The 20,983-nt window shown below is 31.6% G+C and carries 16 protein-coding genes; all 16 read left to right on the top strand.

The genetic code is table 11. The annotated features are described in order from the left end of the window. Positions 1-50: 50 nt before the first annotated feature. The 16 genes from RRB46_RS03955 to RRB46_RS03880 all read left to right on the top strand — a co-directional run bounded on the left by RRB46_RS03955 (position 51) and on the right by RRB46_RS03880 (position 20,974). Positions 51-1,223: a GTPase gene (locus RRB46_RS03955; RefSeq protein WP_311537577.1), complete on the top strand. Its 1,173-nt coding sequence runs from the start codon at positions 51-53 to the stop codon at positions 1,221-1,223. A gap of 380 nt (positions 1,224-1,603) precedes the next feature. Beyond that, the gene (locus tag RRB46_RS03950) at positions 1,604-2,077 is read left to right on the top strand and encodes a hotdog domain-containing protein (protein WP_311537576.1); all 474 of its coding nucleotides are present in this window, start codon (positions 1,604-1,606) and stop codon (positions 2,075-2,077) included. 1,108 nt (positions 2,078-3,185) lie between these two features. Beyond that, positions 3,186-4,433, top strand: coding sequence for an RNA-binding domain-containing protein (locus RRB46_RS03945; protein WP_311537575.1), 1,248 nt, complete (start codon positions 3,186-3,188; stop codon positions 4,431-4,433). 15 nt (positions 4,434-4,448) lie between these two features. Continuing rightward, positions 4,449-5,603: an FRG domain-containing protein gene (locus RRB46_RS03940; protein WP_311537574.1), complete on the top strand. Its 1,155-nt coding sequence runs from the start codon at positions 4,449-4,451 to the stop codon at positions 5,601-5,603. A 558-nt stretch (positions 5,604-6,161) separates the two neighbouring features. Continuing rightward, positions 6,162-7,583, top strand: a complete 1,422-nt coding sequence (locus RRB46_RS03935; protein ID WP_311537573.1) for an LCP family protein — start codon at positions 6,162-6,164, stop codon at positions 7,581-7,583. A gap of 8 nt (positions 7,584-7,591) precedes the next feature. Continuing rightward, on the top strand, positions 7,592-9,121 hold the full coding sequence (murJ, locus tag RRB46_RS03930) for a murein biosynthesis integral membrane protein MurJ (protein WP_311537572.1): 1,530 nt from the start codon (positions 7,592-7,594) through the stop codon (positions 9,119-9,121). 1 nt (position 9,122) lies between these two features. Further along, entirely contained in the window at positions 9,123-11,084 is a 1,962-nt protein-coding gene (locus RRB46_RS03925; protein WP_311537571.1) for a nucleoside-diphosphate sugar epimerase/dehydratase, read from the top strand. Position 11,085: 1 nt separating this feature from the next. Next, a complete protein-coding gene (locus RRB46_RS03920; protein ID WP_311537570.1) occupies positions 11,086-12,288 on the top strand; it encodes a DegT/DnrJ/EryC1/StrS family aminotransferase in 1,203 nt (400 codons plus the stop codon). A gap of 14 nt (positions 12,289-12,302) precedes the next feature. Then, positions 12,303-13,502, top strand: coding sequence for an ATP-grasp domain-containing protein (locus RRB46_RS03915; protein WP_311537569.1), 1,200 nt, complete (start codon positions 12,303-12,305; stop codon positions 13,500-13,502). A 7-nt stretch (positions 13,503-13,509) separates the two neighbouring features. Then, positions 13,510-14,103: a sugar transferase gene (locus RRB46_RS03910; protein ID WP_311537568.1), complete on the top strand. Its 594-nt coding sequence runs from the start codon at positions 13,510-13,512 to the stop codon at positions 14,101-14,103. A 16-nt stretch (positions 14,104-14,119) separates the two neighbouring features. Then, positions 14,120-15,394, top strand: a complete 1,275-nt coding sequence (locus RRB46_RS03905; RefSeq protein ID WP_311537567.1) for an ATP-grasp domain-containing protein — start codon at positions 14,120-14,122, stop codon at positions 15,392-15,394. Between the two features lie 25 nt (positions 15,395-15,419). Next, complete coding sequence (locus RRB46_RS03900; RefSeq protein WP_311537566.1) at positions 15,420-16,409, top strand: ornithine cyclodeaminase family protein; 990 nt, start codon at positions 15,420-15,422, stop codon at positions 16,407-16,409. 14 nt (positions 16,410-16,423) lie between these two features. Next, positions 16,424-17,455: a sugar-transfer associated ATP-grasp domain-containing protein gene (locus RRB46_RS03895; RefSeq protein ID WP_311537565.1), complete on the top strand. Its 1,032-nt coding sequence runs from the start codon at positions 16,424-16,426 to the stop codon at positions 17,453-17,455. Positions 17,456-17,505: 50 nt separating this feature from the next. Next, on the top strand, positions 17,506-18,738 hold the full coding sequence (locus RRB46_RS03890) for a glycosyltransferase (protein ID WP_311537564.1): 1,233 nt from the start codon (positions 17,506-17,508) through the stop codon (positions 18,736-18,738). Next, positions 18,735-20,162 (top strand): O-antigen polysaccharide polymerase Wzy family protein, encoded by a 1,428-nt coding sequence (locus tag RRB46_RS03885; protein ID WP_311537563.1) that lies wholly within the window; start codon positions 18,735-18,737, stop codon positions 20,160-20,162. Before RRB46_RS03890 ends, RRB46_RS03885 begins: the two co-directional genes overlap by 4 nt. Positions 20,163-20,281: 119 nt before the next feature. Continuing rightward, positions 20,282-20,974: a Wzz/FepE/Etk N-terminal domain-containing protein gene (locus RRB46_RS03880; RefSeq protein ID WP_311537562.1), complete on the top strand. Its 693-nt coding sequence runs from the start codon at positions 20,282-20,284 to the stop codon at positions 20,972-20,974. Positions 20,975-20,983 lie beyond the last annotated feature (9 nt).

Genomic DNA, 20,983 nt, shown 5'->3' with positions numbered 1-20,983 from the left:
TAATTATACCCAAATAAGCGGTATGAATTTAAAATTATAAAGGAGGACCCATGGCCTTAGATGCTATAAACATTGCCCAGGAGGCAATTGACCTAATAAAAGAAAAAATAAATAACCTAAATAAGCTAAATATAATAGTGGCTGGAAAGACTGGTGTTGGTAAGTCTACCCTTATCAATGCTGTATTTAAAGATAACCTAGCCGAAGAAGGCCTGGGTAAGCCTGTTACAAGTCACATGAGAAAGATAAGCAAGTATGGGGTCCCGCTAAATATCTACGATACCAAGGGCTTTGAGCTTGGAAAAGATGTCCAGGAAGAGGTCAAAGCTGAGATAATATCTACTATTAATAATGGCCTTAGCAAAAATGACATCAATGAGGCCATTCATTGCATTTGGTATTGCATAAACACCAGCTCTAATAGGGTAGAGCCAGAAGAAATCGAGTGGATAAGAGAGCTTACCCACGAGAATAGGACGACCCAAGTGCCAATCATAATTGTCCTAACCCAGTCAATTTCAAAGAAAAATGCTGAGAAACTTCGTTCTATAATCGAGGATGAAAACCTGGATATAATCCAAGTTGTTCCAGTTCTTGCCAAGGACTTTGAGATAGAAGATGTAGGTACAGTCAAGTCTTTCGGCCTAGATAGGCTAATAAATATTATGGGACACGCTCTGCCAGAAGAGCTTCAAGACACCCTCCAGCATGTACAGATAGCAAATTTAGAAGCAAAAAAGTCAAGAGCAGTTAAGGCTGTAGCTGCAGCAGCCCTAGCTGCCACAGGCCAAGGTGCAGCCCCAATTCCCTTTGCAGATGCCACTTTACTAATCCCAACCCAAATAGCGATGATAGCATCAATTACAGTCATCTTCGGCTTCGATATCAATAAATCAGTCATCGCAGCCCTAGTTTCATCCACCCTAGGATCAGGGGGAGCGACACTTTTGGGAAGGACAGTTGTAGCCAATATCATAAAACTAGTCCCAGGAGCAGGATCCATAGCAGGAGGAGCCATATCAGCAGGCACAGCAGGAGTAATCACAGCAGCCCTAGGCACAGCCTATATAGCAATCATGGAGCAAGTATTTAAGGGAGAGATGAAATTAGAAGACATCACAACCAAAGAAGGCAAAGAAAATATCCAACAAATCTTCAAAGAAAACCTCAAAAATGGCAAGGAAAACTTAATGAAAATCCTTGAAAAGGGTAAGAAGAAATAAATTCAAATAAGAACCATTAAATAAATAGTTAAAAACAATTCTAGCTTGTAAAATACCTAAATAATGATATAATAATTGTAAGAGAAGCCACCTCTTAGGTCATCAAAAAAGCCCTTGATTAATTCAAGGAAAATGTAGAGTGCGATTCTTCATGAGAATCAAAAAAGACGGTAGCTGTAACTATCGTTTTTTTTTTATAATGGTAATTCAAATAAAGGCTCATAAATTTTAACAAAACTTTAATATAAAAATATCTGAATCGCTCAATAATGAGCGATTTTTTGCGTTGTAGTATTGTTTATAAAGTTCATATTTATGGGTATAAAATCAAATATAATAGACATATAAAAATAATATTGAGAGTATGGAAAGGAAATGAAATGACAGAAAAAGTAGCAATCCAAGAGACCTACGGCGAAAAATACCAACACTGTTGGGGATGCGGCGTTCAAAATAAAGAAGGCCTCCATCTCAAATCCTACCCAACAGATGATGGAAAAGAAGTAATATGCAAGGTAAAACCAGATAAGATGTACACAGGAGGAGTCCCATTCAACCTTTTCGGCGGTATGATAGCAATGCTATTTGACTGTCACGGCACAGCTAGCGCAGCCTACTTCAACCACCACGCCCAGGGCCTAGAACTAAATAAAGACACAGTAATCCAAAGATACATCACAGCCAGACTAGAAGTAGACTTCAAAAAACCAACCCCAATGGATGAAGAAATCATAATCAGGTCAAGCCTAGCAGAACTAGGAGAAAGAAAAGCAATAATAGAAATGACCCTAGAAGCAAAAGGAGAAATAAGAGCCAAAGCAAGAATGGTAGCAGTAAAGATAAAAGACCAATAAAAAGATAAAGCCCTCTGAAATAAAAAATAAGGGGGCTTTTAAGTTTGAGAACAAACGAAAAAGGACAAAATCAAACGCAAGATTCTTGCGTTTGAAACGTAAAGAATAAGATTTCTCCACTCGAAAGCTCGGTCGAAACAAGGGGATGAGAAAGTGATAGCACAGAAAAAAAGTAAAACTCGGTCGTGACGATAACCCTTCTCGAGTGTAACGAGAGAACTCATAGCTATGTATATATAGGGTTGTTAATCTACATTGGCATTAGGTAAATATAACCATTACCTTATAAAAACAAAAGTTTTCGCAGAAAACATCACCTTCCCATTCATCAACCTCAATGGAAAGTCCGTAGGCTAATTGATGCCACTCTTATCCGAATTGACTACACCCTTTCTCGAACATATGTGAGAGAACTCATGGTTCTTTTAATAGAAGGTTTTGTATCTGCATCGGCAGTAGGTGCATCTTACAATTCCCTTTCTTCGAGCGAAGGCCAGCCCGTCGGCTCCAGGAGACATGTCTATTAGAACTGTTAAGTCGTCATTATTAATTAAAATCAAAGAAAAACTATATACACTCTTCGTATAAGTAACATGCTGTTAAAAGTGTTTCTATTAATTTAAGCTTGTGTAATAGATCCCTCTGCTACGGTCGGGATAAGGGGAGTAAAGATATTGGGACAAGGGAAGGAGAAAGTGATAGAACAGAGAAAAGTAAAACTATGTCGTCACCATCCTCCCTTCTCGAACGAACGTGAGAGAACTCATCGATCTGTTCATATCGGGATATGTAATTACATCGGTATTAGGTGAATATCATCATTACCTTATATCTACAAAAAGTTTTCGAAGAAAACTCACTATTCCCTTTCATCGACCAAAGACAAGCTCGTCGGCTCAGAGAGATCAAGCTCGTCGGCTCCAGGAGACATGCCCATTAGAACTGATAGTAAGTCACAATTTACTCAAGTCAAAGAACAAATTCATCTTCAAAACCATAATCAAAATAAGATAGATTTAATTCATTACTCATAATCGACTCAAAAACCAAACGCAAGATTCTTGCGTTTGAAAATATTTAAAATATAATAAACGCAAAAGGAGAGATTATGAGGGAAACTTACAACTTAGAATTCAAACAAACCATGACAAACTCGTTCCTTAAAACAGTAGTGGCTTTTGCCAATTATGACGGAGGCAAAATTATCTTTGGTCTAGATGATGAGGCCAATATAATTGGGATAGAAAACCCTACAAAATTTGCTATAGACCTTGAAAATAAAATAAATGACTCAATAAATCCTCAAGTATCTTATGAAATAGAGATAGATCAAAATTATCTGGTAATATTAAATGTGGAAAGTGGTGATGATAAGCCTTATTTCTACAAATCCAAGTCATATAAAAGAAATGATTCAGCTACAGTCGAAGTTGACAACCAAGAACTTAAAAGATTGATACTTGAGGGGAAAAATATATCCTATGATCAGGTTCCATCCACATACAAGGATTATAAATTCTCATACTTAGAAGGTAAATTGCAGGAACAATTAGGCATAGATAAATTAAATAATGATATATTAAAAACTTTAGAGCTAATCGACAAAAATAACGAATTAACAAATGCAGGAGATATCTTTTCTGATAGAAACTCAAGAAATATGATAGATATTGTAAGATTTGGTGATGATATAAATACTATATTAAGCAGATTCACCTACAAGGATATGTCAATCTTAAAGGCCTTTGACCTAGCCCTAGATAAATACAAGGAATACTATAATATCGAAAAAATAGATGGTATGTATAGGAGAAAGATAGAACTAATACCAGAGCCAGCTTTCAGAGAAGCAATAGCCAATGCCCTAGTTCATAGAGATTGGATGATCCATTCCTTCATCCAGATATCCCTAACAGAAGAAGGAATCAGGATAATATCACCAGGCTCCCTCACCCAAGGCATATCAGAAGAAGAATATATAAATGGCAATTTATCCCTAATGAGAAACCCAATCATAGCAAATATATTCTTTAGACTGGATATAATAGAAGCCTTTGGTACAGGTATCAGAAGAATAAAAAAGGCATATGAAGATGAAGTAGTAAAACCAGAATTTAAAGTATACCAAAACTCAATAGAAGTCTTCCTACCTGTAATAGAAAAAAGCCTAGACCTAAGCATAGATGAAAACAAGGTTATAGAAGCTTTAATAAATAAAAAACTCTCAAGCTCTCAACTAGGAGAAATCACAGGTTTTAAGAAAAATAAACTCATAGACTTGTTAAATTCACTAATAGAAAAGTCTGTAGTAGTAAGAGAAGGTAAGAATAGGGGAACTAAGTATAAGTTAAGATAACAGAAAGGATATATTATGACAGATATAGTTATAGATAGCGTTTTAAAATATTTAGATGAATTAAAATGTAAAAATATTTCAAATGCTTATTTTAGAGGAGAATCAAAAAAATATGATTCTATTACATCATCTTATTTTAGAAAGGGCACTATAGACCATTCACAAACCACTTTTAAGGAATTTATCGAATCTTATCGATATGAAGTAAGTTCACAATTAAGTGAATTTGATAGAGAAAATTTTTTAGCATACGCTCAACATCATGGGTTGCCAACAAATTTGATTGACATTACAAGCAATCCTTTAGTAGCTTTGTATTTTGCATGTCAAAATAATTCTGAGGATTCGGGCTACGTATATGTGTTTAAGAGTAATAGATTTATTAATTTTCCCAATGAGCTAAAAGAATATGAGCTTAAAAGTATATACGAGGCTTTAATAAACAACGATAACATTCAAGAGATACTTTTTCATATTATTCACAAATATTATATTGAAAACTTTGATGATTTTATGCATTATTACTCAGAAAATATTTCTATCTATTTAGACTTTGTAAAAGGTAATATAAAAGAAGATCCAGATAAAAATTATTTAAAGTCTCAAGAAGAGGCAGTAGCATGGTTAAAGTCAGTAAAAGACCAATATGGTATGCAATATTATTTTGATAACTTTTTTGAAAAATTCTATAAAAATTCAGGGATTGATAATATAGAATCTGGACTTGATATAATAAGAGTTATTGGTAATTTATTAGGGTATAAAACTAATGATGACCTTTTCAGTAATCATACTGTGCTCATAACATTGTCATTTTTATCAACATTTATATTTTTGATTAGTACAAAAAAATTTAATGCATACTATATCTCAATGCCAAAATTTCCAGAAATGCTATATAGTCCTGAATTAAATTTTGATAGAATGAATCTTCAATCTGGCAAATTTATATATCAGAATGTGATCTATCCTTATCCTTATTTTCTAAATAAAGAAGAATGGACACCTACCCAAGAAGAAATAAAATATGATTATAAATTTAAAATAGAAAATAAAAATCAGATTTTAATTGAACTTGATTTATTAAACATAAATAATATGACACTTTTTCATGACCCAGACAATATTGCCTCATATATAAAAAATAAATATAAACCTAATGAAAATTAAACATTTTATTAAATAAACAAGAAATTGTAAGTTTTTTTACCTTATTTATTAATTTGCATGACTTGGGCGAAACTAGGGAGGAGATCAAGCTCGGTCGGGACAAGGTGAGGCAGAAGTGACAGCATAGGAAAAAGTAAAAATTGGCCGTTACCATCCTCCCTTCTCGAACGAATGTGAGAGTGCAAGCCTGCCCGGCTCTTTGAGGGCCATGGTTATGTGTATTTAGGGTTCTGTACCTACATCGGTATTAGGTGAATATCGTCATTACCTTATATCTACAAAAAGTTTTCGCAGAAAACCACCTTACCCTATCCCAAAACCTTCCTTTTCCCAAGGAAAACATAACCAATTTTAGCTTTCTTGACTTTGTTTGAAAATTACATAAACATCTCCTTGATTATGTTTACATAATCACAATTTTATATTATAATTTAATATATATCCATATGTCTTAACATGAATTTAATCAATTCACATAGTATTTTGTTAAGCATTTTATTATCTTGCAAAATCCTTATAATAAAAGATAATATAGATATAACAATTCAGGAGTAAGAAATGGAAAGCATTAAAAAACATCTTCCAAAAATTATAATAATAATTTCATTATTGATGAACATAGCCTTCGCTTATTTTATCAATAAATACAATATACTACCAATGAAATACAGGCTACTAGTAATAGGAAGCTCTATTTTGCTTATGCTTATCTATATTCTTTTATACACCAAGGGTAAAATCAAAGGCGCTTTTAACGTGCTTTATTTGATAGCCCTTGTTTTTATTGTTTTAGGCCAGGGAGTTGCCATGTCCTATGCCAATACATCCATTAGGACAATCGATGAAATAAACAAAAATAAGAACATCACAAAAACACAGATGTCCTATATAGTAAGGAAAGATTCACCATATAAGAGCCTAGAGGATATCAAAGATGCTAGCCTTGCTACATCTGAGGCAGACAATGAAGAAACCATAGATAAGATAATAAGCGAATATAATGACAAATATAAGGGAAATTTATCCAAGGTCAAATACGTAGACTATATAACCCTAGCCAAGAGCCTATTAAGTGGCAAAGAGGAAGTAATCCTTCTTAATGAAGGCTTTAGGCAAATCATAGAAGAAAATATCGAAGACTTCGCAGACCAGACCAGAATACTAGACTCAGTCCTAGTAGAAGGCAAGAGCGAGGAAAAGGAAAAGGAAGAAGTCGCAAAAGATGATTCCTTCAATGTTTATATATCAGGTATAGACACCTACGGATCCTTATCCACAGTGTCTAGGTCAGATGTCAACCTTATAATAAGTGTCAACCCAACAGCAGGCAAGGTCCTAATCACAACCATACCAAGGGATTCATACGTAGATATCCCAGGCATAGGCAAGGACAAGCTAACTCACGCCGGCCTATATGGAGTAGACAAGTCAATAGCAACTCTAGAGGGCCTCTTTGGGGAGGACATCGACTACTATGCCAAGGTCAACTTCACCACTCTAAAAGATTTAATAGACCTCTTAGGTGGTATAGAAGTAGAAAACCCAAGGGCATTTTCAGCAAGTGGCTACAATTTTGTCCAAGGAACAAATCACCTAGACGGTACTGCTGCCCTTGTATTTGCTAGGGACAGATACCACCAAGCTGCGGGAGACTTCGATAGGGGCAAAAACCACACTAGGATTATAGAGGCAATTATTAGAAAGATGCTCAGCCCTCAAATGCTCCTAAACTTCGGAGACATAGCAGGTGTAGCACTCAAATCAGTCAACACAAATATGCCTTATGATAAAATGATAGAATTAGTTAATAGACAACTAGACGAAGGCACATCATGGAAGATAAAGAGCCAAGCTCTAGAAGGAGCGGGTACTATGGACCTACCATCAGCTCTAATGCCAGATTCTAGACTATATATGATGGTACCAAACGAAGATTCTAAAAACAAAGTTAAGGAAAGCATAGAAGATAATAACAAGTAGGGGAAGATATGGGTCAGACTACAATACTCATAATGATTTTAACAATTGTATCAAAAATATTTGGCTTTGTGAGAGAGTCGGTCATGGCTGCTTATATAGGAGCTGGTGAACTTAAGTCTATTTACACTACATCAATGACAATTCCCAATATGATGATCGCCATAATTACAGCTGGTATCATAACAGCTTATATCCCAACTTATAATAAGGTTAGAAATGATATAAGTGATGAAGCTGCGAAGGATTTCACATCAAACTTAATAAATATATTAATGTTTTATGGATGTCTTACCCTACTTATAGTTTTCATATTTGCAAGACCGCTGTCTAAACTTTTTTCGCCAGATTTATCTGGCACATCATTAGATTTGTGTGTAAACTTTACAAGAATAATTGTTTTCACTACTTTTACATTATTATATGCTTCGGTAACTAAAGGATATCTTAATATCAAAGGTAATTTTGTTGATCCTGCTTTAGTTGGAATCATTCTGAATATAGTAATTATTATATTTACTATATTAACTAATAAATTTAATAATCCATATATTTTAATAATTGGAGCTCTATTTGCCAATATTATACAATTTATAAGATTTCCTTATGCAAGTAAGAAATTAGGTTTTAAATATAAAAGAATATTCAATTTAAAAGATATATATATTAAATATCTTATGACCATGATGCTACCTATTATATTTTCATCTGCAGCTGATCAATTATCTATATTGGTTGATAACTCAATGGCTTCAGCTTTTTTTGGTGTTTCATCCGTATCGAAAATATATTATGCAAAGACAATGCTTAACTTCATTATGGGAGTAGTTACGGTTACCGTTGCTACAGTGTCATTTCCAGAGATAGCTAGACTTGGTCAAGCAGGAGAAATAGAAGAAATGAAAAGCTCTATATCATCAGCCATAATAATGACTATGCTTTTAGTAATACCAGCTACATTAGGAATGATGGCTTTATCAAGTCCTATCATTAAGCTTGCTTTTGAAAGAAATGCATTTACTTCTTCAGACACATCGATTGTAGCAAGTCTTTTAGTATCCTACGGTCCATTTATAATTTTTACTTCATTTATAAAAATCTTAGGAAATGCATTTTATTCTGTTGGAGATGCTAAAACACCAGTAATCATCATTTTTAGCCAACAAGGGATAAACATAATCTTAAACTTTATTTTAGTTAATTTTATAGGAATAAATGGAATTGCTCTAGCTACATCTGTATCGACAGCAATAGGTACATTATTGATGATTATAGCTTTTAAGAATAAGTTTGGAAGCTTTAATTTTAAGGGCAATTTAAAATCAGTAGCAATAATATCTATATGTTCGTTTATTATGTCAATTATTGCCTTAATAGTGCATGATTATTTGAAAATAAAAGTAGGGTTAATTCTTTCATTACTAATTTCAGTATCATTATCTGGAATAGTATATTTATTATCTATATCTTTATCAAATATAGATGAGGTTAAATCTCTCAAACTTTCTTTTAAAGAAAGAATTAATAAGAAAGGAGAATAATTTGAAAAGTGAAAAAGGAATATTTAGGAAATTTCTAATATTATTATTTTTTGACATTATAATAATCAATCTTTCATACTTTTTTGCCTTGTATTTTAGGTTTGATTTAGAGTTTTCTGCCATACCTATAGAGTATTTCTCAGCATTTACTAAATATGCTTTTATAAATACAGCTATTACAATTATTATTTATTCATTATTTAGACTTTATAAGATGATTTTGCAATATGCTTCATATAATGAACTTATTCAGATAACTTTGGCCTGTATTTTATCACTAGTGACTCATATCATAGGTATAACATTATTATTTGAGAGAATGCCAGCATCATATTTTATATTTGGATTCATTATTCAATATACTGGCACAGTAGCTTTAAGGTTTGCCAAAAAGTTACTCATACAAGCTAGGTATAATGTACTTAGGAGAGATCCTTCATATAAGAAGGCTATAATTATAGGAGCAGGCTCTGCTGGACAAACCATAAAGGAAGATATTAATAAATCCAATGTCCAAGAAAATACAAGTATTAAAGTAGTAGGATTTATAGACGATGACCCAAGCAAGAAGGGACGCTATATAGATAATACCATCATATATGGCGGTAGAGATAAGATAAAAGAATTGGTAGATAAGGAGTTAGTAGACCTAATCCTAGTAGCCTTACCATCAGCTGCAGAAAGAGATAAGAAAGAAATTCTTAGCATATGTAGCGATACAAATGCAGAGGTAAAGGTCTTGCCAGGACTTTATCAATTAGTGTCTGGTAAGATATCAGTATCAAAGATGAAGGATGTAGAGATAGAAGACCTTCTAGGTCGTGAACCAGTCAAAATATTTTCTAACGAAACCTATGAATACCTCAATGACCAGGTGGTCCTAGTGACAGGAGGCGGAGGCTCGATTGGTTCTGAACTATGTAGGCAGATTGCCCAATATGGTCCTAAGCTTCTCATAATATTTGATATCTACGAAAACAATGCCTACGATATAGAGCAAGAATTAAAAAGAACTCACAAAGACCTCAATTTATTAACATTAATAGGTTCTGTAAGAGACTACAACAGGGTCAAACAAGTATTTGAAACATATAAGCCTAGCATAGTATTCCATGCTGCAGCTCACAAGCATGTACCACTTATGGAAGTAAGCCCTATGGAGGCTATCAAAAACAATGTTAGAGGTACTTATATAGTAGGACTCTTATCACTTATATATAATGCAAAGCGTTTTGTCCTTATATCCACAGACAAGGCTGTAAACCCAACATCTATAATGGGAGCTACAAAGAGAGTCTGTGAGAAGATAATCCAAGGTTTAAATGATGTGAGAGAAAACCAGAACTACAATATGCTAAGCAAGATAGTAGCAAGAGATGGTGACCACACCTTCAAAGTCGATCCAGCTAGAGAATTAGCAGGTAAATCTCAAAGGACAGAGTTTGTAGCAGTACGTTTTGGAAATGTCCTGGGATCTAATGGTTCAGTAATACCATTGTTCAAAAAACAGATAGCGGAAGGTGGACCAGTAACAGTCACCCATCCTGATATTATAAGATATTTTATGACGATTAAGGAAGCTGTAAAACTAGTTCTCCAAGCAGGCTCTATTGCAGAGGGCGGCGAAATATTCGTTCTAGATATGGGAGACCCTGTAAGGATTGATGATCTAGCTAGACAGCTAATCAAGCTATCAGGTTATGAACCAGATATAAATATGAAGATAGTCTACACAGGTCTTAGACCAGGAGAAAAGCTCTACGAAGAAAAGCTAATGGATGAGGAAAACCTATCAGAAACAGTCCACGAAGGAATATCAGTAGGAAAGCCACTAGATTTCTCAAGAGAAGACTTCTTCAAAGACCTAGAGTCAGTAATCAATGAAGAACACTTAGATAATGATGATATAGTAGAGATAATTAATAAACTTATTACTACTTTTATAGGAAAACAAAGGAGTTAAGATGCAAATACCATTTTCGCCACCAGACATATCACAAGCAGAGATAGATGAGGTAGTTGATGCACTCAAATCTGGATGGATAACAACAGGACCAAAAACAAAGAAACTAGAAAAAGAATTAAATCAATTTACTGATACTAACATAGGTGTATGTCTAAATTCTCAAACAGCAGCAGCTGAAATGACCCTAAGAGTCCTAGGTATTGGACCTGGAGATGAGGTTATAACAAGTGTTTATACTTACACAGCATCAGCATCAGTAATAGATCATGTAGGCGCTAAAATAGTGATGGTAGATACTCAGGAAGATAGTCTAGAGATGGATTATGAAAAGCTAGAAGAATCCATTACAGAAAAGACAAAAGTAATAATTCCTGTTGATCTTGCAGGTATACCATGTGACTATGACAAAATCTTTGAAATAGTAGAAAGAAAGAAAAATCTATTTCATTCAAATAATGAAATCCAAGAAAATTTTGGAAGGATAATTGTAGTTGCTGATACTGCCCACTCTCTAGGAGCTGAATATAAGGGCAAGAAGACAGGATCAGTAGCAGATTTTTCAAACTTCTCATTCCATGCTGTTAAGAACTTCACTACAGCTGAAGGCGGATACTCTACATGGAAAGATAGAGAAGGAATTGATAACGAGAAACTTTATAAACAATATCAACTTCTATCCTTACATGGTCAATCAAAAGATGCCTTAAGCAAAACTAAACTAGGATCATGGGAATATGATGTAGTTGGTCCATGGTATAAATGCAACATGACAGATGTCCTAGCCGGAATTGGTCTAGCTCAAGTAAAAAGATACCCAGAGCTTCTAAAAAGACGTAGGGAAATTATTAAAAAATATGATGACGCATTTAAGCCACTAGGCATAGAAGTCTTAGACCATTATAATGATATTCATTCATCATCAGGACATCTTTATATAACAAGAGTACCTGGAATAAGCTTAGAAGATAGAAACTCAATAATAGAAGAAATGGCAAAAGCAGGTATAGCTTGTAACGTACATTACAAACCACTTCCTCTATTAACAGCTTATAAAAATTTAGGTTTTGATATAAAAGATTACCCAAATGCCTATAAGCGATATGAAAATGAAATAACACTTCCTCTTCATACCAAGCTTACAGATGAAGAAGTTGATTATGTTATTGAAAAATATTGTGAGATTGTAAAAGAATATATATAGAGCGAGAAGGTACTATGAAAAAATTAATGATTTTAGGAGCTAGTGTTTTACAAATACCTGCTATCTTGGAAGCGAAAAAAATGGGACTATATGTTATAGCAGTTGACATGAATCCTAATGCAGAAGGTTTTTCATATGCAGATAAGAAAATTGTGGTGAGCACTACTGACACAGAAAAAGTATTAGAAGAAGCTAAGAAAAATAAAATAGACGGGATTATTACTATTGCTAGTGATAGACCTATGACTACTGTAGCTAAAGTTGCAAAAGAACTTAACTTAATAGGAATAAATGAAAGTACAGCAATAAATGCTACTAATAAGTCTAAAATGAGAGATGTTTTAAAAAAGAATAATGTTCCCATACCTTTGTATTTATCAGTATCTAATTATGATTGTTATATTAAAGCCATTAATAAAATTAAAGAAAATAACTACAAATGTATAGTAAAGCCTGCTGACAATTCAGGAAGCAGAGGTATAAGATTAGTCGATAATTATGATTCAGAAAATTTAAGAAGAATATATGATTATTGTATAAAGAATACAAATTCTGGTAGTTTAGTAGTTGAAGAATATATGGAAGGACCAGAGGTCAGCGTAGAAACAATTTCTAAAGATGGCATTTGCAATGTTATTCAAGTTACAGACAAGATAACCACAGGAGCACCATACTTTGTAGAGATGGGTCATAGTCAGCCATCAAAATTAGAACATTCAATAGTTGAAGAAATTAAGAAAGTTGCTATTGATGCTAACAGAGCGATTGGTATCACAGATGGACCTTCACATACTGAAATCAAAATAACAAAAGATGGCCCAAAGATAGTTGAAATTGGTGCTAGATTGGGAGGAGATAATATTACAACTCATTTAGTCCCATACTCCACAGGAATTAATATGGTTGAAGCGTCTATTAAAATTGCAATTGGTGAAGATGTGAATATCGAAGAAAAACTCAACTTGGCATCAGCTATCAGGTATAAGAAATGTGACCTTGGAAGAATAATAGAAATAACAGGAATAAGTGAAGCATCAAAAATTCAAGGCATAAAAGTTATTAAGATTATTCATGGTGTAGGTGAAAATTCGACTAATATTAAAAGTTCTAATGATAGAGTATGTTACGCTATATCGCAACATGATTCAGTAGAACAAGCGATAGATGCCTGTGAAACAGCTTTAGAAAAAATAGAAATTAAGGTACAAAATTAATATAAATATGATTTATAGAAAATATATAAAAAGACTTATAGATTTAATATTTGCAATACTTGCGTTACCTTTTGTTCTTATTATATGCTTTATATTTGGTATTTTGATATATATAGAAGATCAAGGTGACATATTTTATATCGCAAAAAGAAGAGGTATAAATGGTTCTATATTTGGTATGTACAAACTTCGTTCAATGAAAATGAATGCACCTGATATAAGAAATGAGGATAACTCAACTTTTAGTAGCTCAAATGATCCACGAGTTACAAAAATAGGTAGAATAATGAGGAAAACATCTGTAGATGAGTTGCCTCAGATATTTAATATTTTAAAAGGCGATATGAGTTGGATAGGACCCAGACCAAATAACCCAAGCAAAGTTTATGAAAATATGACTAAAATTGAAAAGAAAAGACTTAGTATTAGGCCTGGTGTAACAGGCTATAGCCAAGCGTATTTTAGAAACTCAATTAATCAAGATGAAAAGCTGTTAAAAGATGTATTTTATGTAGATAATTTAAGTCTAATACTCGATATTAAAATAATTATTCAAACTGTAAAATCAGTAATCTTACAAAAAAATATTAATACAAAATAATTTAAGGAATATAATCATGAAATTATTAGAAGGAAAGAGAATACTATTTTTAGGTGCTTCAACTTATTTTTATGAAGCAGCTACATATGCTAAAAGTCAAGGTGCAGTCATTGTTGCTATTGACAAAAGGAGCAAAGAAGAGTGTATAGTTAAACAAATCGCTGATAAAGATTACCTACTGGATACTACAGATATAGATTCGATAAGAGATATAATTATAAAAGAAAAAATCGACGGTATATATCCAGGTGCAAGTGAAGTAAATATACCAATTTCTATCAAGCTCGCAAATGAATTTGGCTTACCAGCTTATTGTGATGAGGATTTATGGTCAATGGCCACAAATAAAGGGATTTTTAAAGAAATATGCAGAAAGTTTGGGGTACCTGTTACTCCAGTATTTAATATAATAGAACCTATAGACGAAGAACAGATTATAAATTTAAAATTTCCTGTTGTAACAAAGCCTGTTGATAATAATGGATCAACAGGAATAAGTATATGTGAAAAATCAGATGAATTCATAGAAGCATTTAAAAAAGCTAAAAACGCTAGTAAATGTGGAGAAGTCTTAGTTGAAAAGAAAATGAATTTTGAAAAAAGCTTGATTGCTCATTATACAGCTCAGGATGGAGATGTTATATTCTGTGGTCTAACTGACAAAGAATCCAAGAAAATAAAAAATGATGCAGCTCCTGTTATGTCTATTCAATTTATACCATCTGACTTAACTAATAAATTTAAGGATAGTATAAATGATAAGATAATTGAAATGCTAGAAGGGGTTGGAATTAAGTATGGACCAATTTGGATAGAGGTCTTTTACGATGATGACCTATTCTACTTAAATGAAATAGGGTATAGGTATGGTGGTTCTTTAACATATTATCCTGTTGAGTACTATTTTGGAATTAATCAAATGCATCAGTTAGTATATTATTTAGCCACTGGTAAATCATTATATAAAGACTTTAAAAATACCAAGGAATTAGAAAAAAGATTAGGAAATGTATATTGTATTTTACCTATGCAACTAAGGCCAGGTAAAATTAAATCAATTGAAGGATTAGACGCTCTACTAAGAGAAAAGTTTGTTTATGCATTTATCCAATCTCACATTGTAAATGACATAATATTAGAAACTGGAACTACTCATCAAGTGTTTGGATATATACATTTAATTGCGAATAACAAAGATGAATTAATAGAAAATATTAAATATGTTGACAAGTCAATTAAAGTGCTAGATGAGCAAGGTAAAAATATGCTAGATATTTTGTACTTACGATAGATAATTAGTTTATAGGGGTATTACTATGACAAATTTGAAAGTTATATCAGAAGATGAAGTTATAAAAATAATGGAAGATAGTTGGATTGATGGTATAGATATTATAAAAAAATCTTTTATTGAACGAGGAAGAGGTAAGGTCATATTACCAGATAAAATATCTCAGATATTTGATTCAACAACACAAAATAGGATAAATTGTATGCCATCAACCCTAGTTGATGAAAATGTTAGCGGTATGAAATGGGTTTCTGTATTTCCAACAAATTATAAGCAAAATATAAAAAATGTTAATGGATTAACTTTAATATCAGAGATAGAAACTGGGAAACCATATGCTCTAGTAGCAAGTACATGGTTGACCAAATTTAGAACTGCAGGTGTCGCTGGATTAGCTTCTAAATATTTAGCAAAAAAAGAAAATGAAATCATTGGATTTATTGGATCAGGTGAAGAGGCGAAGATGCATTTTGAGATTTTTAAATTGTTATACCCTGAACTCAGGGAATGTAGAGTATCATCTAGAACAAATAAATCTTGTATTAAATTTGTAGATTCACTAAAAGAAAAATATGAAGATGTAGATTTCGTTATATGTAATAATGACTATGAAAAAGCTATAAGAGGATCAGATATTATTGTTACAGCAATATCAGGTCAAGATACTGTACTAAAAGCAAAATGGATAGACAAGGCAAATTTTTATGTTCATGTTGGAGGACTTGAAGATGAGTATGAAGTTGCATTTAAAGCAGATAAAATTGTTTGCGATGAATGGGATGCTGTAAAACATAGAGGTAGTCAAACTATTAGTAAAATGTATCAAGATGGTCTTTTAAAAGATGAAGATATTTATGCTGAATTATTCGAAATATTATTAGGAAAGAAAGAGGGTCGCAGCAGTAGCGATAAATTTATATATTTTAATTCTGTTGGGATGTCATATGTTGATGTATTGCTAGCGAAATATATTTATGATAATTCTTCTAATTTCGGAAAAGTTTTATATATATAATATTGGAGATTAAATTGGATAGTCAAGAAAAAATACGATTAACAGGATATAATGACGAAAAAGGGATAAAAGCATATATTAAAAATCATATTCAAAAATATTTTTTATTGAAAGAGATGTTTATTGGAAAAACAAGTAAGTTTCAAAGTGCTAAAATATTTATTGATTTTTGGATTAGTGTACTAGTCTTAGGTGCTGGTATAAATGATTATTTTCAGTATAACTTTTACAAGATAAGTTATGCTGAAAGAAAAACTTTTATTGTTGGAAGAAAATGGAAAAAAATTCTATTAGAATGTAATGGATCTACAAAAATCGAATTATTTGATGACAAATTAAAGTTCAATGCAAAATTTGATGAGTTTTTAAATAGGGATTGGATTGATGTTGATAAGGCAGATTACAAATCAATTTTGGATTTTATTTCTAATCATGATACATTTTTCGTAAAGCAAAACATTGGAAGTGGAGGAAATGGAATAGTTAAATATAATTCAAAAGAGATTAAAGACGTAGAAGATTTTTATCATACAATAAAGGGAAAATCATTTTTATTAGAAGAAGCCATTAACCAGGATGCAAGTTTAGCAGAATTTAATCCTACATCTGTTAATACAATTAGGGTGGTAACAATAAGAGATGAATCTGAGGTGCATATTATGGATGCTGTGCTTAGGATGGGAAACGGAGATAAATCAACAGACAACTTTCATCAACATGGATTGGCAATGAAACTAGATGTTAAAACTGGAGAAGTTGTAAGCCCTGCAATTGATAAGAGTAATAATAAGTATGAATACCACCCTTTATCTAATAAAAAATTAGTAGGATATGTTGTTCCAAATTGGGATAAGGTTATAGATACTGTAACTAGAGCAAGCAAAGTGTCTAAAGAAGTTAGATATGTTGGCTGGGATATCGCAATTTTAGCTAATGGAGAGGTATCAATAATTGAAGGAAACTGTTCATCAGATCCTGATATTACACAAATGCCAGAACAGATTGGAAGATGGTATGACTATGAGAAGATTATTAACAAGCTTTAATTATAAAATCATTTTATTAATTAAAATATATTTTAATGGAGAATTTAAACATGAATTTAATACTAATCTCTGAATTTATGCAAGATGAGATATATTTAAATGAAGAAGTAAAATTCTATGATGATTTCGATAAAGTTATTTTATTTACAGTGAAAGGGCATGTATACAGTAATAATCATTTAACTATACCAGATTATATTGATGTAGGTAAATTAGACATACATTACAATTCGAATTTAAATAGAATTAAGTATTTGCTTAAAGGGGTTTTTAATATAGAAAGCTTTCGAGAATTTCTTTACTTGATTAAGAGTAAAAAAATGTCATTAAGTTCATTAATGAGATATTTACTATTTTCATCTAAAAGTTATCTGGTTTATGATAACATTAAGAAAAGACTTAATGATTTTAATCTAGATAAAAGTGAATCTATTGTATTTTACACATATAGAATTGGTCCAGCTACGTTTGCTTCTTATAAACTAAAGAAAGATTATCCAAATTCAAAATTAGTATCAAGAAGTCATGCACAGGATATATTTGAATTTAGAAATAAAGAAGAATATCTACCTTATAGGTCTGATTTATATAAAAATATTGATGAAATATATTGTATTTCGGAAGATGGCAAGAAATATCTAGAAAATAAATATGATTTTAATCAAAAAAATGTTTTTATTTATAGGTTAGGAACAAGAGATGTTGGAATAAATACAAATATAACAAATAATAATTTTGTAATTATTACCTGTTCTAGGATTGCAAGAATCAAAAGATTAACCATTATTGCAGAAGCATTAAAATGTATAGAGCGAGAAGATATAACTTGGATTCATTTTGGTGATGGAGATGATGATTATTTAAATGAAGTTAAAAACATCTTGAATTCTTGCAATCGAAATATTAAATTTGAATTTAGAGGCTTTGTTGATAATCGAGTTTATTTGGATTTGATAAGTAACATTCCATTTTCAATATTTATTAATGTTAGTGAATCAGAGGGATTACCTGTGTCAATTATGGAAGTAGAATCAGTTGGAGCTCCAGTTATTGCAACAGATGTGGGTGGTACATCTGAAGCAGTAGTTAATGGATATAATGGAATATTACTTCCAAAGAATTTAACGCCTGAGGATTTGGCTAGATCTATTTTAATATTTAAAAATATGAGTAATGAAGATTTTATAGAATATTCTAATAATTCAAGAAAAAAATGGGAAGAATATTTTAACTATGAGTTAAATTACCATAAATTTATTAAGCATCTTGAGGGGTTAAAATGATAAATAATAAAATTACTAATAAGAGATTGAAAATAGCTTACATATCATTTACTTTATTGATTATTAGCTTTTTTTTGATTATATCTTTGTTTAAAGATGTTAATACTATATTTGCATTGTCAATAATTACTTATGTCTCATTTATAATGATATGCATTCCTAATTATAAAAATAACATTTCTATTTTAATGTTTCTAATGTGTTTTTTTATTTTTTTAATGGGCTCATATTTTGCTTATGAATATTTAGATTACACAGAAGGGGTAGTTTTATTTGACGAAAATACACAAAATCATATATATTTATCTATTTTAATTGCACTAATAAGTATATTTTTTGGATATTTTTTCGCCCGATTTGGTGCCGATTATAAAAATAATGAAGTAAACAAAGAAAAGGAATTGCTGGTGCAGTCATCTAGTTTAATATTATTTTATCTTTCTTATATACCTTATATTACTATTGAGTTTCTAAGGGTTATTAAAGTTAGAGAAATTGGGTATACGGGTTTATATTTGGAAAATATAGTGAACCTACCATATATTATTACACTTTTTGCATATGGTTGTAGGATATATTTTTTTATATATTTATCTACATTGCCTAGTAAAAATAAGTCGAGATTACCAATTATATTATTTTTTATATATTCAGCAGTATCATTATTTACTGGAAATAGGTCTACCTTTGTAGTGAATGTATCATTAATATTTATTTACTATATTTTTAGAAGTAAGAATTCAAGTGTTAGGGACAATTGGATAAACGAAAGAAATATAATTTTTATTATTATTTTAGTACCTATCCTATTGTATTTATTAGATTTAGTTGGTAATATTAGATTTAATAATACACTTTTTGAACAGGAGTCATCATCAACATTAATAGATATTTTTGTCAAACAAGGTGTTAGTTCAAGCGTTATAGGATATGGTAAAATATATAATTATAAAATTCCTGAGAAAATATATTCTTTTGGAGATATTTATGAAAAGATAAGATTTAATCCTATATCAGTACTAGTTATGGGAGGAAAGTTTATTAGCGGAAATAGTGTTGAGAGAGCAATAAATGGAAATTCATTTGCTCATATTATTTCTTATATTGTTCTTCCATTCGGTTATTTAAGAGGAAGAGGACTTGGTACTACTTACATCGCAGAAGCCTATCATGATTTTGGTTATTTGGGCATTATACTTTTTAGTTTTATCTATGGAGTCATATTAAAGAAATGCCGTAATTTTGAAAACTCAAATTACTTTAAGAGATCAATTATTTTAATTGTTTTGGGTAGCTTGTTGATGACTCCACGCTCAAATGCAGATGATATTTTAAGTATATTTTTACAAACTGAAGTTATATTTAGTTTTATTCTATTGAGATTACTTATACTTGCGAGTCGAAGGAAATTGATTTTTAAATAATTAAATTAATAATTGCTATTTAATATAATTATATTATAATTTTAGTATAATTGATGGACATAATAAAAGTATTGAACTTTAGATATTTATGTAATAAAATAATATAAAAAGGAGAAAATATGAACGAACAAGAAATTGATTTATTGGAATTGGGTAAGCAGATTCTTAAGCATAGCTTACTTATTCTGATTCTTGCTATCCTGGCGGGAGCGGGGGCTTTTGGGCTTTCTAAGTATGTGATTAGTCCTAAGTATGAGGCTAATACTTCTATGATTGTTAGCAATTCTACTGAGCAGAAAGACAAGCAAACTGATGTGGAGCTTAGTCAGATTAATGCTAACAGGGCCCTAGTTTCTACCTATTCTGAGATTGTTAAATCTAGGGGGATTGCTGATAAGGTTATTGCTAATCTCAACCTTGATATGGACTATGAGGAGTTTTCTAATAAGGTATCTATAGAGCCTGTGAAGGATACTCAGATTATTTCTGTTAAGGTTGTTGATACTATAGCTCAGAGAGCAGCAGATATTGCCAATGAGACTTCTATGATCTTTAAGGATTCTATTACTCAGATTATGAATGTGGACAATGTCCAAATCCTAGACAAGGCGACCTTGCCTGAAGCACCATCTTCTCCAAAGGTTATGAGAAACACTGCTATTGGTGTTATGCTTGGGTTTATTCTTGGTATAGGTATTGCCCTTATTATGGAGCTATCTAATACTAGGGTTAAGACTAGTGAAGAAGTGACTGAAGCATTTGATATTGCTGTGCTTGGTCTAATTCCAGATAGACACAAGTATAAGAAGTAGGGGGGGAGA

Origin of the sequence: uncultured Anaerococcus sp., from assembly GCF_963512375.1 — a bacterium.
Lineage (GTDB): Bacteria > Bacillota > Clostridia > Tissierellales > Peptoniphilaceae > Anaerococcus.
Note: the sequence above shows the minus strand (reverse complement) of the source record. Positions and strands in the feature narration are given on the sequence as shown.

Coding starts and splice junctions, on each gene's coding strand:
- RRB46_RS03910 (WP_311537568.1), top strand. CDS start 13,510: ATGATTTATAGAAAATATATAAAAAGACTTATAGATTTAATATTTGCA.
- RRB46_RS03940 (WP_311537574.1), top strand. CDS start 4,449: ATGACAGATATAGTTATAGATAGCGTTTTAAAATATTTAGATGAATTA.
- RRB46_RS03905 (WP_311537567.1), top strand. CDS start 14,120: ATGAAATTATTAGAAGGAAAGAGAATACTATTTTTAGGTGCTTCAACT.
- RRB46_RS03885 (WP_311537563.1), top strand. CDS start 18,735: ATGATAAATAATAAAATTACTAATAAGAGATTGAAAATAGCTTACATA.
- RRB46_RS03945 (WP_311537575.1), top strand. CDS start 3,186: ATGAGGGAAACTTACAACTTAGAATTCAAACAAACCATGACAAACTCG.
- RRB46_RS03915 (WP_311537569.1), top strand. CDS start 12,303: ATGAAAAAATTAATGATTTTAGGAGCTAGTGTTTTACAAATACCTGCT.
- RRB46_RS03900 (WP_311537566.1), top strand. CDS start 15,420: ATGACAAATTTGAAAGTTATATCAGAAGATGAAGTTATAAAAATAATG.
- RRB46_RS03935 (WP_311537573.1), top strand. CDS start 6,162: ATGGAAAGCATTAAAAAACATCTTCCAAAAATTATAATAATAATTTCA.
- murJ (WP_311537572.1), top strand. CDS start 7,592: ATGGGTCAGACTACAATACTCATAATGATTTTAACAATTGTATCAAAA.
- RRB46_RS03950 (WP_311537576.1), top strand. CDS start 1,604: ATGACAGAAAAAGTAGCAATCCAAGAGACCTACGGCGAAAAATACCAA.
- RRB46_RS03955 (WP_311537577.1), top strand. CDS start 51: ATGGCCTTAGATGCTATAAACATTGCCCAGGAGGCAATTGACCTAATA.
- RRB46_RS03890 (WP_311537564.1), top strand. CDS start 17,506: ATGAATTTAATACTAATCTCTGAATTTATGCAAGATGAGATATATTTA.
- RRB46_RS03920 (WP_311537570.1), top strand. CDS start 11,086: ATGCAAATACCATTTTCGCCACCAGACATATCACAAGCAGAGATAGAT.
- RRB46_RS03880 (WP_311537562.1), top strand. CDS start 20,282: ATGAACGAACAAGAAATTGATTTATTGGAATTGGGTAAGCAGATTCTT.